Below are 14,432 nucleotides of genomic sequence, written 5' to 3' on the forward strand. Positions count from 1 at the left end.
TTACCACACTGTGTTGCAAAAAGTGAAACACTCCAGTAAGAATATTTCGAATTGAGATATGCGAGCCCATCTTGTGCATTAATTTCTTCACCAGATAATGAATATTCATTGATCATCTACTAGATGCTGCGCAAGAAAATCCACCAGCAGCCTAATCTTTGGCGCGACATTGCGATTTGAGGGAAACAATGCCCAGATAGCGTCTTGTTTGTCTTTGTAATCTGCCAGTACTTCTACCAAATCCCCTTTTGCTAAATCCTCTCGCACATAAAAGCCGGGTAATTGGGTGAGACCTAGATTAGCCAGAGCAGCACTGCGTAAGGCATTCCCGCTGTTGTAGCGCACGCGTCCTTTTACCGCAACAGATTGCATCCGGTTACCTGAAACGAATCGCCAATGGGGTTGTGAGCCTACCAATAACGCGTGGGACGTTAATTCCTCTAATGTTTCCGGGACACCATACTGCGCAATATACGCGGGGCTAGCACAAACATATACATGTCGGGTGGCTAATTTTTTAGCGACTAAGGTCGAATCTTGTAATTTTCCAATGCGGATCGCCAAATCCAGTCCTTGCTCAACAATGTCGAGTTTGTCGTTGGAGAACACACAATGAACACTAATGCCAGAGTACAAATTCATAAAGGTATTGAGTAAAGGGGCAATAAAGGCCTCACCAAACGCTACAGGCGCAGTCAGCTTTATCAGTCCCTGGGGCGTTTGTTGCAGTGCAGATACTGCAAGCTGAGCATCGTGAAGTTCGCGAAGGGCCGGCCACGCTTTTTGGAAATACAGTGTACCGGCTTCGGTGAGAGATACACTGCGAGTGGTTCTGTGTAGTAATTTAACCCCGATGGACTTTTCGAGGCTTGCCACTTTGCGGCTTATTTGCGCGACTGAGGTATCAAGCTTACCTGCTGCACTAGTGAAGTTCCCCCCTTCAGCCACCGCGCAAAATTCCGCTACACCTTCCAAATACTTCATTGTTAACTTCTCAACCTGATTCTCCGCTTTCTATAGAATAACGGCACCACCAATTATTACAAATATGAAATACTGAATTACTTAATGTGTATTTATCAAATATGATCCCTTTTCTATACTTACCGCCTATTACCAATTCACATACCTATTTGTGACTAAGGAGTCAGTTCATGGCATCGTTTAAAGATTCATTGCAGGAAGGTCAAACACACATTAAGTCTAAAGCGGCTGTAGCGTGGGGCCCAGGCGAACCACTTAAAATGGAAGAGGTAGATGTGGAACTACCGAAAAAAGGCGAAGTATTAGTACGAATTGTTGCAACAGGCGTGTGTCACACTGATGCCTTTACATTATCAGGCGAAGATCCTGAAGGCGTATTTCCCTCTATTCTCGGCCATGAAGGTGGTGGAATTGTCGAGATGGTCGGTGAAGGTGTAACCAGTGTCGAAGTCGGCGACCACGTTATTCCGTTGTACACTGCCGAATGTGGTGAATGTAAATTCTGTACCTCAGGTAAAACCAACCTTTGCCAGACTGTGCGTGCCACTCAGGGTAAAGGGCTTATGCCAGACGGCACCAGCCGTTTCTCAAAAGACGGAGAACCTATTTATCACTACATGGGGTGCTCTACGTTTTCTGAGTACACAGTATTACCTGAAATTTCCCTTGCCAAAGTGAATAAGTCTGCTCCCCTTGAAGAAGTATGTCTATTAGGCTGCGGGGTGACTACTGGCATGGGTGCGGTACTCAATACCGCCAAGGTGCAAAAAGGCGATACGGTAGCCATTTTTGGTTTGGGCGGTATAGGTCTTTCTGCCATTATCGGTGCACGTATGGCAGGTGCAGGACGAATTATTGGTATTGATATCAATGAAAGTAAATTTGACCTTGCTAAACAACTTGGCGCAACCGATGTAGTCAACCCCAATCACTTTGATAAACCCATTCAAGAGGTGATTGTAGAGATGACCGATGGGGGCGTTGATTTTTCTTTCGAATGTATTGGTAACGTAAACGTCATGCGCTCTGCACTAGAGTGTTGTCACAAAGGTTGGGGCGAATCGGTGATCATTGGGGTTGCAGGCGCAGGTCAGGAAATTTCCACCCGTCCATTTCAACTTGTCACCGGACGCGTATGGCGCGGCTCAGCATTTGGTGGCGTTAAGGGGCGCTCTGAATTACCCGGTATTGTAGAACAATACCTCAACGGTGATTTCGGCCTTCAGGAATTTATCACCCACACCATGAGCCTAGATGAGATCAACGACGCGTTTGACCTGATGCATAAAGGCGAAAGTATTCGATCAGTGGTTCACATGGACAAGTAAACTTCCTCGGTACCGGTCTTTCCATTAAAAGCCCGTGTTCTGAATAACACGGGCTTTTTTCATTTGCCCCAATTACCGCTTTAAAGCGCTTCAAGTAATCCCAACAGACGGGCAATCAATCACCTAGTTATCGCAGTATTTTGCTTGTTTATTATCCCGTCAGGTTTTGTATACTGAGGAGGAAAAAACAATTGGTAGGATAAAAGCCATGGCGACTAGACTTAACATTTTATTTTTAACCTTGAGCTTTTGTGTTGCCGCAACAACTAATGCCACACCGTTTCAAACTTTTGCTGATATGACACTCAGTCAGGGTGGTGGGGAACCGGCAAATTCAGTGACGGTAAAGGAAACACTTTCATCATTGAAGAACCTTCAACAGAATACGTCCACTATGTATTCTTCGGGATTGCCTGAACTTCGTCATTTTGTTGCCCTAAAAGCACAAGGACTCACGCATGTCATCGACCTACTGCCGGGCGATCGCAATGATGAAGAACAAGCGACAGCGACACTTGAACTAAACTACCTCAACATTCCTGTAGAATGGGACGCTCCCTCTTTAGCAAACTTTTTAACTTACGCAAGCCATATGGAAACAGTTAACAGTGAAAACGGTACAGTACTTACCCACTGCAAACTCAATTGGCGCGGGGCCACTTTTACTTATCTTTACCGCGTTGCAATATTAGGTGAGCAAGAAGCAGACGCAAAGCAGGATTTGATGAGAATTTGGCACCCCAACGCGACCTGGTATGCATTTATGCAACAGGTGCTGAACCACTACAACACGTTGAATGATACGCAATTAGGTATGTCGTTCAGGCCAGCCCCATAATACTAAAACTTACCAACGATTAAGCTAAGCTATGCGGACGCTTCGATGTGACATTGATTTGCCGAGTGGGCTTACACTGCCAGCGCACGTTTCTGAGGATCGGGTAAAATAAATCCGAAACGGTGCAAAATGGTTTTAAGCACGGCTTTTCTGATGGGCTTCTCGATAAAGCTCAAGGCGCCTAGCGCCATGACTTTTTCTTGCATTAATGGTTGAATATCGCCAGACACCACTATCACAAAAGTTTCCAACTGCCGACGCTTTATTTCGCTGAGGACATCAAGTCCACCGAGTATCGGCATTGTGAGATCTAACAAGACCAAATCAATCCTGTGATGGGCCAATATTTCTAATGCGTCCATCCCATTTGACGCTTCATAAATTGTTTCAGCAAAGCCGTCTGGCAGATTGTTTTTCGCCATTTTACGTGCAAGTGCTGAGTCATCACACACTAGAACATTAAAACCCATCGACAACAAACTCAAAATTGATTACTAATCCATCATGAGAATACATTAATCATTAGTATAAGAAAACAAAAAAAATCACCCAATTTTGCGTACTTATTAGCGATTTGCGTCAATCTCCCCTCTCCTTGTCAAGGCTTTTGTGATAGATATAACGTCAAGTAAACGAGGAATGAGTCTTATGCACGAATTACCCACTAGCCAAGATAAAGCCTTAATAAAAAAAGTGGCCTATCAAATACTCTCTCACTTCGATAAAAGTTATCGATGGTTCACACGCATTACGCGAGGAGCACAAGAGCGCTTTGAAAAGGGGAATTGGCGTGAGACCCAGCTTGCATCTAAAGAGCGGATCACTATTTACGAGCAAAGCTTGTCTGATGCAGTCGCCGAAATCTATCAACTGACAGAAGTACACCAACAAGATGATGTATTTTGGCAGGAACTGAAGAAAACGTTTGGGTTGCAACTTGAAGGGCACCCTCAATTTGAACTGGCAGAAACCTTTTACAACTCGGTTATTGGTCGCCTGTTCAAACACAAAAAAATAGACAATGACATGATGTTCGTGTTGCCCAGCCGTTGTTTTTTGCCCGGTCAGGACAGAGCAAAAGTTATCAACAGTTTCGATACGACAACCACTGTTCGTGAAATGTATGAATCGATATTTAAAATATACCGTTACAACATTCCGTTTGAAAATTTCGAGCGGGATCTTCAAAACCTCGAAACTGCCCTACGTGCCCGATTAACCAAAGAGCAACTTGCCAGCGTACACACTGTCGAAATTCTTAAACCTACTTTTTTTAGAGGCAAAGCGGCCTATCTAATTGGGCGGATCTGTATGCCAGATGAAACCTTGCCGTTTGTCATTGCCATGCGTCATTATAATGAACCACATATGTTTGTAGACGCGCTATTAACTGAGCGACAAGATTTAAGTGTTATATTCGGCTTCGCTCGCAGTTACTTTATGGCAGATACGCAATACCCAGCTGAAGTAGCTGCATTCCTGCAAGAACTATTGCCCAATAAAAAGCATTTCGAATTGTATATGGCATTAGGCCACTACAAACACGGGAAAACTGTTTTCTATCGCAACTTTTTGCAACACATGGAATCGTCTGACGATAAATTTGAAGCGGCTCCTGGAATACGGGGTTTGGTGATGATGGTTTTTCACCTGCCGTCTTATGGCGTCGTGTTTAAAATAATTAAAGACGAATTTGCAGAAAGTAAAAAAATAACCCGCGACCACGTTAAAGAATGCTACAAATTAGTCAAGATGTCGGATCGCGTGGGGCGTATGGCCGACACCCACGAATATGTGAATTTTCGCTTTCCCCTTGCTCGCATCGAGCCGGAATTGATCACTGAATTACGTGAGACGTGTGCATCAAGCTTAGAATTCACTGAATCAGAACTCATCATTAAACACTTGTATATTGAGCGGAAGATGACCCCGCTCAATCTATATCTTCAACAGGAAACAGACGAAGAAAAAATTACCCGAGCGCTTGACGAACTGGGATTGTGTATCAAGCAAATCGCGATGGCTAATATCTTCCCCGGCGATATGTTGCACAAGAACTTTGGTATTACTCGCCATGGTAGGGTGATATTTTATGACTATGATGAAATATGTCTGATGCATGAGAGAAATTTCAGAACCTTACCGAAATCTGACGACCCTTATGCTATTGATACACTATCTGTTGCACCCAACGACGTATTTCCCGAACAGTTTGAACACTTTATCGTTGGGAAAAGAAAGTTTAAAGATATCCTAAAGTCACTTCATGGCGACCTTATGACCGCTGAATATTGGCGCGAAGTGCAGGAAAAATGTGCGCGGGGAGAGGTGCAATATTTCACACCTTACAATTCGAGCATGCGCTTTGATCGCAACAATGAATAGTGCCCTAACAATCGGTGCAGGTAAATTGTACAAGTGTATCAGTCAAAAAAGTGATCGAATCCACAGTCTACACACGTAAAAAAGCGAAAGCGGCCAGCGCTTTTTTGCTGCCTGCAACAATGAAATGGTCGCCCCGTGATGGTATGACAGAAAAGTGTAAACAGGCCTGTGAAAGATTACTAAAAAAGAAGTGTAAAAATGAAAGTCCTACTTGTTGAAGATGATCCTAAAGTTGCCGCGCACATTGCAAATGGACTACTGGGCGAAGGGCATGAATGTATTTCGGTAAGTGATGGAGCCTTAGGCTTACAAGAAGCCAGCTCCCGTGACGTAGATGTCGTTATTTTAGATGTTATGTTGCCTCAGATTGACGGGTTTTCTGTATTGGAAAAGCTTCGTGAAACGGGTAACTCAACCCCGGTGTTAATGCTAAGCGCAAAAAGTCAGGTAGAAGATAAAGTAAAAGGACTACGCAGTGGTGCTAACGATTACCTGACAAAGCCATTTGCCTTCGAAGAATTATTGGCCCGAGTGGAGGGATTAGCCGGACGCAATAAAGAAAGCGGGGACAAAACCCTCATCAAGGTGGGTGATTTAACATTAGACTTGGTTAATCGAAAAGTATTGCGCGGTGAACAGGAAATAGACTTACAGTCGAAAGAATTCCAGTTGCTGGAATGCTTACTTAGGCACAGAGGAAAAGTCGTGACGCGCAGCATGCTATTAGAGCAGGTTTGGAACTATCACTTTGACCCCCAAACCAATGTGATCGATGTACACATCAGCCGTTTACGGCAAAAAGTCGATAAGGCATTTAACGTTCCACTTATCGAAACAGTAAGGGGTACAGGGTATCGTATCGCGGATGGCCTTGCATGATAGCCATTCGCGACTTCACGCGAAGCTCCAGTTTTCGTGTAGGCGCACTGCTCACCACATTGGCTTTCATCGCTATTGCCCTTGTTGTCTATTTTTGGCGGTTAGCCAACAGCGATGTGTTTATTTCACAGTCACAAACGACCGTTCACACCAATGTCAAAGCCCTTTCTTTGCTATATAAAGAACTCGGCATCGAGGGTGTCATAGCGGCCATAAACTCAGACGACTTTTCCACAGACATATCTGATTCGCCCGCCACGATGCCATTGAGCACCTTTATAGCCCTGAGTAAAGGAGATAAAGTAGTAGCAGGCAACATCGCAACGATACCCACCATTACTGAACGTTTTAAAACAGCCTCTGTGGATTTGGTGGAAGTTCGTCTACGTCCTTTAGATTCAACACAAACCTTAATTCTACCTCAAGCACTTATGCAAGAAGTAGCGCTAGGTGATCACCACTTATATGTGGGTCAAAACATTGAAGATGTGTATGCTGCTCAACGGTTTAGTAAAGCCTTAAGTTGGATTGTCATTGTCCTTCTAAGCGTATTAAGTGCAGTGAGTTTTGCCGTGGCCGTGTATGTCGTGAATCGCATAAACCGCATGTCTGAAACCGCGGATAAAATAATTAAAACGGGAAGTCTACAAACCCGTTTAGAAATCGACAGTAATTGGGATGACTTAAGTAGTTTGGCTATTGTATTTAATCACATGCTCGAAACTATTGAAAATTCTGTCAACAGTATTAAATCGGTCACCGACAGTATTGCTCACGACCTGCGCACCCCACTCTCTCGCCTGAGAAATACGCTAGAAAAGATAGATGATAAGGAATTGCGTGAAGAAACCACTCAAGAAGCAGATAACTTACTGAATATGTTTAATAGTTTGCTTCGCATTAGTGGATTAGAGACCACCAATAAAAAAGAAGGCTTTCGCAATACTGATATCACCGCTTTGGTCAATGATGTAGTAGAGCTTTATCAACCCCTTGCCGAAGAGCGAGGTATTACACTTTCAAGTGCACTGCAACCACTCATGATGAACGCGGATCCTAACCTACTGTTTCAAGCTGTCGCTAATGTTTTAGATAACGCAATAAAATACTCACCGGATAACAGTGCCGTTGTGGTTGCACTGACTGCAACTAAGCAACGCATCGTTATCGCTGTAAACGACGCGGGAATGGGGGTAGGCGAACACGAGTTGGCAAATTTGGAACGTCGTTTCTATCGCGCCGATGGAAGCAGAAGCACTAAAGGTAACGGATTGGGTCTGTCACTGGTGTCTGCCATTGTCAAACTGCACGAAGGTACATTGTGGTATGTACACGACCCCTTGTTAAGAGGTAAGGGGTTGGGTGTGGTATTTAGTTTTGCTCAAAGCAGCAGGGCATAGCATCACATGATGCTATGCCCTGAGTTTAATATGCAATTAGTGAGCTAATAACGATTTCACGTAAGCCTTTATGGCTTCGTCTTTACCCTGTTCAAACAGGCACTGCTGGAATCGCTCACCTGATACGGCCACTTTAACAAGCGCCTGATCTAGTTTTTTCAGCGAATCTACATAACTTTCAGGTGCCAATGCACTTTTAAGATCAGCGAGGATCCCCGCGTTTCTAACTTGCGGCTCTTTGCGCTCTATTGGGTATCCGGCACCTCGTTCACCCGTTAACGCCTTTTCAAAAATGTATCGGGCATTGAGCTCGGCTCCCCATCCAAATCCTTTAGCAAAAGGTAACGCTAACGCGTTGCCATTATTCACTTGGTTGAATAAGAAGGCATCAGAAGGGTCAATACAATACCCACAAAACACACCAGGGTGTGCATTTAACGACATCATGGCTCCCTGTCCGGTACCACAACCTGAAAAAACGAAATCAACCGCTTTCGCATTGAGCAAAATGCCACTCATGATCCCCAAATGGACATAAGTTAGATGATGATCATTTTCACTGTCCATTCCCACATTGTAAACATCGTGCCCATGAACCTTGGCGACAGATTCCAGTTCATTAAGAATAATGGGGTTCTTAGCAGCCTGGCTGTTCTCCATCATCAGTGCAACTTTCATGAAGACTCCTTATAGGAAAAATACGAGAAATTCATTAATAAGCGGGCACTTTACACGAACTCAAAAAGTAGCTCACCTGTAATATGCGTTTAAAATTGCGAGGTTTCAAATGTGAAACATTATGTGAATGACTATCGCGACGGCGTTTGATTTTGCATAAATATTGTCACTTCTGCTACAACCACGCCGAACTTACGAATATAAGAACGGTTCATCATGGTGTGTTCATCAAAGGCCCAAAACCAATCATCGAATGTCACTGAGTACGTTGTGTTGTCTACTGGCAAATCCATTTCATAGTGAAAATTAAACGCGTTGCCGTAACTTGTTCCTAAAGCAGGCCCTTCAATATCATTGGCACTACCGATGTAACTGTTGTTGGCGCGCTTTTCTATTTTCCATGTTCGCGATAGCGGACCTTCACCCACACCATATTCAAAAGTTTCATCCAGTGTGAGTACGTTGCCAGTGTACTTTCCTTTGATATTCACTTTGAAGCGTTGAACCACTTTCCCTGAACGATTCTGTACAATCCCCCATGCTTTCACATCACCGTCGAAGAACTGTTCAATATTGAACACCGGCGCGATGTTAGAATAATCATCACCATCTACGGAAACCGAGCACCCAGAGAGACTCAATACCAGCAGTACCCACACGCATAGCGCAATCACATGCTTCATCATAGGTTTACTTCCCATTATCGACTATTTTCACCAAGTAACTTAGCTTTAAACACAGGCTCTGTCGTTTTGCTACCCAGCCAAATATCAAAAAAGCGAGTGGTAAAGCCCGCATCTTCAACCCGGTCAATTTCATCGCCATTAAAATAAAAGACTGTGGTGCCATCTCTGGTTGCTACCCCAGTGATACTGTCTCCCTTTTGCACATCCGGAAATAAGGTTTCCATAAGTGCCAGCCAATGCGTTGCCGTTTCTCTCGATAAAGGCTGCTGCTTTTGCATTTCTTCTATTGAACGTTGAGCGATTTTTTTGCCCTTAAGATCACGCTGATAAGTCAATTTTAAAGCAAAGGGGGCTTGCCCTGTATAAGTAGCAGCGGGCGCATACAACTGACCTAGGTAAACGTCCCATAAATAATAAGTAAACATCCCCTGACCCACTAATTCAGCCTCAGGTACATGATCGGAAATTTCCGAAGATACTTGTGCAAACGCATGAGAACTTGGAAAAAAGCACAGAATCTGGATGAGTAAAACAGAGAGTAATCTGTTCGCCCATAACAATACTAAGTGAGTGCTATTACTCATAAATGAAGTTAGTTTTGTCGCCATAGAAGTTGTAAAAACCTGAGTATCGGTAGACCGCATTATTTTTTATTCGATTGCTATAGGGTTATACTCTGCGAGTGTTAAATTTGATCAGATTATCCGATAGCTGAGGAAATGAAATCTTTAGACGTGTTTCGCCATGCCCTAACCCTACCCTCTCCGCTAGTTCCTTTTGAGCCCGACTGGCCTGGCGCTGAAAAGGTTTCCTTGTATGTAAAACGCGATGACGCCATCCATCCAGTAATGTCGGGTAATAAATGGAGAAAACTCAGTCCGGTTTTCAAACGAGATATACCCAGAGAAATCGTCAGTTTTGGTGGCGGTTATTCCAATCACCTACACGCGCTAGGCTATGCATGCCATCAACTTAACATACCGTTGACGGCCGTTATTCGTGGAAACTACACCGCCAATCCCACACCCATGATTGTCGATCTGATGCGCTGGGGAATACGCATTTGTTATGTCGATAGAGACACCTACAAAAAGCGTCATGACAGTCATTACTTAAGTGAATTACAGCAACGGTATCCCGACGCACTGCTTATTCCCGAAGGCGGTAGTCAACAGATAGCGCTTGAAGGAGTATCAGAGCTAGTGCGTGAAATCGATATTCACGTTGATCATCTCATTGCCCCAGTTGCCAGTGGCGCAACCTTAGCGGGTATTGCGGCTGCACTGAATGCACAAACGTTGTCCTCTCCTCTACAACCAAACCCCGCCAGCGCCATAGGGATAGGGGTACTAAAAGGTGAAGGGTATCTTGAAAGTTTGGTGGAAAACTTACTGCCCATCACACTCGACAATTGGCATATTCAACATGAATATCATATGGGAGGCTATGCGAAAGTGCCGCACGCTTTGCGAGAGTTTTGTCAGCAATTCAATGAAACAATGCCATTTTCCATAGAGCCGGTTTATTCAGGAAAGGTATTTTGGGCAGTGAAAGACATGCTAGCGAAAAGCACGTTTGAACCTGGGGCACAGATTGTCATTCTTCATACTGGCGGATTACAAGGGGCAAGGTAGTACAATACTGACGTAACACGCCCAGTGTCAAAGTCCGCTGCAAGACTCCACTATTTTTAGGTGAGATTACATATTCGCTTAGTCGGCCATCGTCAAGATGTCAGCAACAATACGTTGTAGCTGTTGCCCTTCACTGTTCGACATATATTTTTCAGCCATGTCACTAAACGCTCCCGAACGATAAAGATGGATAAGCGCTGCATTGAATTTGGTCAGAAATGCACGACTTTCCGCTAAATCGTTACACATCAAATGCCCTTCTTCATAACTGGGCATTCCCGCAATGCCATAGCTACGTACATTTTCTGCCACAGGTCCGCTTCTGATGACACTGGGATAAGACAAATAAAAATCTATTCGGCCTTTAGACAGCATTTGTATCATTGAAGTGTAAGGATCTATACCGTGTCTGGTGTATAAACTATGGGGTGGAATTTGGGCGATCATATTATCTAAAAAATCACCATAGGAATGATCGGCGCCAACTAACAAAGTGTAGTCAGATGACGATGCCATCATGTCTACCAAATTGACGATATCACCTTGATTGTTTAAGAAGCTTCCATCCAATGGTTGGCTACTTTTGTGTTGGTACAGACGTCGATTAAAAAAGATATCCGTTGGAAGACTAAACACATACACTTTTTCTCGATCTTGTGTTTTTAGCCGATAAGGCGTGCACATGGGTACATCACCGTTCATTAGTGAAGTCACCCGTTCGTGGGGGGCAAACAACAACGTATCAACGGTTAACTGAGAGAGCACTGCATGATATACCTCCTCAGGAAAATTCTGAGGAGGTTGCTTATTAGCTATAACATTAAACATGCCTTCGGTGTCGGTCACAAAGGTTATTGCGGCACATGTTGTGGAATACCATAACGTTACTATTAGCCAAGCCCAACACAACAACTTAACTATCATCCTATTTACTACTCATGTTTAGGACACAAAAAGCACTCATCACTTAACGCAGATTGCCAGCGTGTCTATCGTTTGAGTAAACCCACTATGCTTTACGTTTTTATTTCAGATGCTTTTATGTTTATTTGTATTTTTCTATACATTACGTGAACTCGATGTACTTCTCAAATTTGGATAACCAAATAGAACTCTGAGTTTATCTGAAAGTTTTTTCTCCCTTTGTAATTGCTGAGCTAAAACCCCCACCTGTTTAAAATTGGCACTTAGTGGGTTATCGTCAGGCAATTCCCCCACAATGCCATATTTGATCGTTATTGACTTATCTTCTGCTGCGAAGGTGCCAAATAACTTGTCCCAGATAATTAATACTCCTGCGTAGTTTTTGTCGATGTAAGGTTTATTGATCGCATGGTGAATGCGATGATGAGTTGGAGTATTAAAGATATGCTCAAACCAGCCTAGATTTCCCACCGTTTGCGTGTGAACAAAAAATTGATACGCTAAATTAATCGCTACAATAGCAAACACGACGGTAGGCGAAAAACCAATCATTATCATGGGTAACCAGAACAACCACATCCCCACGATGGGATACAATACGCTTTGACGAAACGCCGTCGTAAAATTCATACGAGTAGAGCTGTGATGCACCACATGGGCGACCCAAAACCAATGAATATTATGCGAGGCGCGGTGAAACCAATAATACAAGAAATCCTGTAAAATAAAGCCGACAACCAAGGATGCCGCCGTTAATTCAATTTTCCACAGTGCATAGTGGTGAAGCCAATTGAAAACCGGTAGCAACAATAAGAGTACCAGCGCATCAGAACCTTGGTGGAGTAAAGCGAGTACGGCATTATTTAGGCTGTCTTTTATGTTGTAGAACTGTCGTGCCTTTTTAAACTCGACGAAAACGCACAATAAGAAAATGGGACTTAACCCTAATAATATAAGCTCAACGGGGATCACAATACGCTCCTAACTTATCCAAACAGTTTTTTATATCCTTCATAAGCACATGACGCAGCAATCCAGAAGGCAAATACCAAGGTGCTTTACACCGAATGTGATAATGAACCTGAGTCCATTGCTCTTCAGGAAGAAAACGAATTACACCCAAATGGGCTTTTACGGGAAAATCATTTAGCACTCGATATCGAATTTCTGATGCGTCTGCCCGAATAATCTCCTCGAAAAAACGAAGCCCCATTATCTTTACTTCACGAACACACCCCACTCCACCTTTGAGCTCTGCGGGCTCCTCTGACTTTACAACCTTAAAGGATGCGTTAAAAAGTTTATCGAGATTTTCGTGATCGAGCATTATCCTCATCAATGTGTCGGGTGAGGCCTTAAGGTTTTTTGTATAGTGAACTGAAATCATATGCACCTTATATAGTACTGCCTACTGCGCGTTACACTTTGATATACGCGCTGGTAGTAGCGTAATTTGACTTTATTGCTTTATCTTGCGCTAATACGACATAGTTTTTGTTATTTTACGACACACCAATGGCATCTGTATCCACGGCATATATTCAAAGTGTATTGAGTTATATCAATGGGCTAAATATAGAAGAAGATCAATATCTTGCACTCATGCAGATTCTCCCAGCTTCAGGAGATGCTAGAGTACCCATGGAAGCCTACATCGCACTTCTCAATACAAGCGCCACAGTTACTCAACAGCCTCTTTTTGGGTTTGAACTAGGAAAAAGAATTCAGCCCAAAGACTATGGCGTACTGGGCTATCTTGTTGAGAGTTGTGAGAATCTAGAGCAAGCAATAAATGCATTAATCAGATTTGATGGATTAGTAGCAGATATTGGCATAACAACTCTGACGCGTTCAGAAGAACTCACTTGCCTCTCCTGGCAGCCTAAAAGTACAGACAGTAAACAAATGGTGTTGCGCAACACGACAGCTTGGGTCGCAACGGTTAACCGAATTTTGGGTGAAAATTATAAACCCAGTCAGGTGACTTTTACCTTTCCACTTACACCTGACGAGCTGACACAGTTAACGCGCTGGTTTACCTGTGAGATTGTAACGAAGGCCCCTACCAACAGTATTTATTTCCCCAACGCTTTATTAACGATTCCATTTACCAGCGAAAATCACTCTGTCTATAAAGCGTTAACACTGGTATCAGAGAATGAGTTAAGTAAGCCAGGTAGTGCGGTTGATATAAAAAATGAAGTTGTTGTTTTGCTGAAAGCAAAAAGCAACCTTAGAGATATTACTCAACAACGCATTGCAGAAGCCCTCTTCATCAGTCCACGGACACTTCAGCGCAAGCTCAAACAACAGGGTAGTAGTTTTCATCAATTGCTTGATAGTGAAAGAAAATCCCGTCTAGATAGATTACTTCGTCAAAATACTATTGCCGATACCGCCTTTGAACTTGGCTTTCAGGAACAATCCTCTTTCACCCATGCTTTTAAAAAGTGGTTTTCCACGACTCCCCTTAAATATCAGCAACAATTGAAGAACAATACCTAGCAGTTGTGTATCAAGCGCATTCCAGGCGTGAAATTTACTTGTGAGCGACTAGGATTGAATAAGCCACATTATGTCTAGGTATTTAGTCTAAATTTGATCTAAACCCCTATCTCTTTGTTCAGGATTAATCTAATGTGACGTCGAAAGCGTAGGTATTAGCAAGTGTCCAGCAACGCTAACTCACAGGAGAC

At 43.4% G+C, this 14,432-nt stretch carries 15 protein-coding genes; 7 read left to right on the plus strand and 8 right to left on the minus strand.

Going from position 1 to position 14,432, the window contains the following annotated elements; all coding sequences use genetic code 11:
• Positions 1–105 precede the first annotated feature (105 nt).
• The gene (locus ACMCM8_RS12460; RefSeq protein ID WP_412722939.1) at positions 106–984 is read right to left on the minus strand and encodes a LysR substrate-binding domain-containing protein; all 879 of its coding nucleotides are present in this window, start codon (positions 982–984) and stop codon (positions 106–108) included.
• Between the two features lie 170 nt (positions 985–1,154).
• Between ACMCM8_RS12460 and ACMCM8_RS12465 the strand changes: the two genes are divergently transcribed.
• Positions 1,155–2,312 (plus strand): S-(hydroxymethyl)glutathione dehydrogenase/class III alcohol dehydrogenase, encoded by a 1,158-nt coding sequence (locus ACMCM8_RS12465; RefSeq protein ID WP_412722940.1) that lies wholly within the window; start codon positions 1,155–1,157, stop codon positions 2,310–2,312.
• A gap of 208 nt (positions 2,313–2,520) precedes the next feature.
• The gene (locus ACMCM8_RS12470) at positions 2,521–3,150 is read left to right on the plus strand and encodes a protein tyrosine phosphatase family protein (RefSeq protein WP_412722941.1); all 630 of its coding nucleotides are present in this window, start codon (positions 2,521–2,523) and stop codon (positions 3,148–3,150) included.
• Positions 3,151–3,221: 71 nt separating this feature from the next.
• Here the strand turns inward: ACMCM8_RS12470 and ACMCM8_RS12475 are convergent, their stop codons facing one another.
• Complete coding sequence (locus ACMCM8_RS12475) at positions 3,222–3,635, minus strand: response regulator (RefSeq protein WP_412722942.1); 414 nt, start codon at positions 3,633–3,635, stop codon at positions 3,222–3,224.
• Positions 3,636–3,798: 163 nt separating this feature from the next.
• Between ACMCM8_RS12475 and aceK the strand changes: the two genes are divergently transcribed.
• The 3 genes from aceK to ACMCM8_RS12490 all read left to right on the plus strand — a co-directional run bounded on the left by aceK (position 3,799) and on the right by ACMCM8_RS12490 (position 7,814).
• Positions 3,799–5,535, plus strand: a complete 1,737-nt coding sequence (gene aceK / locus ACMCM8_RS12480) for a bifunctional isocitrate dehydrogenase kinase/phosphatase (protein ID WP_412727714.1) — start codon at positions 3,799–3,801, stop codon at positions 5,533–5,535.
• A 198-nt stretch (positions 5,536–5,733) separates the two neighbouring features.
• Positions 5,734–6,414 (plus strand): response regulator transcription factor, encoded by a 681-nt coding sequence (locus tag ACMCM8_RS12485; protein ID WP_412722943.1) that lies wholly within the window; start codon positions 5,734–5,736, stop codon positions 6,412–6,414.
• Positions 6,411–7,814, plus strand: a complete 1,404-nt coding sequence (locus ACMCM8_RS12490) for a sensor histidine kinase (RefSeq protein ID WP_412722944.1) — start codon at positions 6,411–6,413, stop codon at positions 7,812–7,814. Before ACMCM8_RS12485 ends, ACMCM8_RS12490 begins: the two co-directional genes overlap by 4 nt.
• A 36-nt stretch (positions 7,815–7,850) precedes the next feature.
• Here the strand turns inward: ACMCM8_RS12490 and ACMCM8_RS12495 are convergent, their stop codons facing one another.
• The 3 genes from ACMCM8_RS12495 to ACMCM8_RS12505 all read right to left on the minus strand — a co-directional run bounded on the left by ACMCM8_RS12495 (position 7,851) and on the right by ACMCM8_RS12505 (position 9,786).
• Positions 7,851–8,492 (minus strand): RpiB/LacA/LacB family sugar-phosphate isomerase, encoded by a 642-nt coding sequence (locus tag ACMCM8_RS12495; protein WP_412722945.1) that lies wholly within the window; start codon positions 8,490–8,492, stop codon positions 7,851–7,853.
• A 131-nt stretch (positions 8,493–8,623) separates the two neighbouring features.
• Complete coding sequence (locus ACMCM8_RS12500; RefSeq protein ID WP_412722946.1) at positions 8,624–9,178, minus strand: DUF3833 domain-containing protein; 555 nt, start codon at positions 9,176–9,178, stop codon at positions 8,624–8,626.
• A gap of 14 nt (positions 9,179–9,192) precedes the next feature.
• Positions 9,193–9,786 (minus strand): chalcone isomerase family protein, encoded by a 594-nt coding sequence (locus ACMCM8_RS12505; protein WP_412722947.1) that lies wholly within the window; start codon positions 9,784–9,786, stop codon positions 9,193–9,195.
• A 111-nt stretch (positions 9,787–9,897) separates the two neighbouring features.
• Between ACMCM8_RS12505 and ACMCM8_RS12510 the strand changes: the two genes are divergently transcribed.
• Positions 9,898–10,812, plus strand: a complete 915-nt coding sequence (locus ACMCM8_RS12510; protein WP_412722948.1) for a 1-aminocyclopropane-1-carboxylate deaminase/D-cysteine desulfhydrase — start codon at positions 9,898–9,900, stop codon at positions 10,810–10,812.
• Between the two features lie 78 nt (positions 10,813–10,890).
• On the opposite strand, the gene ACMCM8_RS12515 is transcribed toward ACMCM8_RS12510, so the two are convergent.
• From ACMCM8_RS12515 to ACMCM8_RS12525, 3 genes are all read right to left on the minus strand, one after another.
• Positions 10,891–11,577, minus strand: a complete 687-nt coding sequence (locus ACMCM8_RS12515) for a hypothetical protein (RefSeq protein ID WP_412722949.1) — start codon at positions 11,575–11,577, stop codon at positions 10,891–10,893.
• A 294-nt stretch (positions 11,578–11,871) separates the two neighbouring features.
• Complete coding sequence (locus ACMCM8_RS12520; RefSeq protein ID WP_412722950.1) at positions 11,872–12,708, minus strand: sterol desaturase family protein; 837 nt, start codon at positions 12,706–12,708, stop codon at positions 11,872–11,874.
• Positions 12,695–13,123 (minus strand): SRPBCC family protein, encoded by a 429-nt coding sequence (locus ACMCM8_RS12525; protein WP_412722951.1) that lies wholly within the window; start codon positions 13,121–13,123, stop codon positions 12,695–12,697. Before ACMCM8_RS12525 ends, ACMCM8_RS12520 begins: the two co-directional genes overlap by 14 nt.
• 128 nt (positions 13,124–13,251) lie before the next feature.
• On the opposite strand from ACMCM8_RS12525, the gene ACMCM8_RS12530 reads away from it, so the two are divergent.
• Positions 13,252–14,241, plus strand: coding sequence for an AraC family transcriptional regulator (locus ACMCM8_RS12530; RefSeq protein ID WP_412722952.1), 990 nt, complete (start codon positions 13,252–13,254; stop codon positions 14,239–14,241).
• Positions 14,242–14,432 lie beyond the last annotated feature (191 nt).

Origin of the sequence: Alteromonas sp. D210916BOD_24 (assembly GCF_047159385.1) — a bacterium.
GTDB lineage: Bacteria > Pseudomonadota > Gammaproteobacteria > Enterobacterales > Alteromonadaceae > Alteromonas.